Annotated in this window: 2 tRNA genes; both read right to left on the bottom strand. The window is 54.6% G+C overall.

What is annotated here, in order from left to right:
• Nucleotides 1-105: 105 nt before the first annotated feature.
• Nucleotides 106-178, bottom strand: a tRNA-Phe gene (locus FJV47_RS11900).
• A 49-nt stretch (nucleotides 179-227) separates the two neighbouring features.
• A tRNA-Asp gene (locus FJV47_RS11905) sits at nucleotides 228-301 on the bottom strand.
• Between the last annotated feature and the right edge of the window lies 1 nt (nucleotide 302).

Consider the following 302-nt stretch of genomic DNA (forward strand, 5'->3'; position numbering starts at 1 on the left):
TCCGCCGTGACAGGGCGGCGCGCTAACCAACTGCGCTACAGGGCCTAGTGTTATGAATTTATTTCATTACACACAGTAAAACCCTCGGTAAACCGAGGGCCTGCGTGGCTCCGACCGGCGTCGATCCGGTGACCTTTCGATTTTCAGTCGAACGCTCTACCAACTGAGCTACAGAGCCTGGTATCACTTAATGGACACCAAATTTACTAATAGATTAGTAAATTGAGCGACCCTGACGGGACTTGAACCCGCGACCTCCGCCGTGACAGGGCGGCGCGCTAACCAACTGCGCTACAGGGCCT

Origin of the sequence: Glutamicibacter sp. JC586 (assembly GCF_009805585.1) — a bacterium.
GTDB lineage: Bacteria > Actinomycetota > Actinomycetes > Actinomycetales > Micrococcaceae > Glutamicibacter.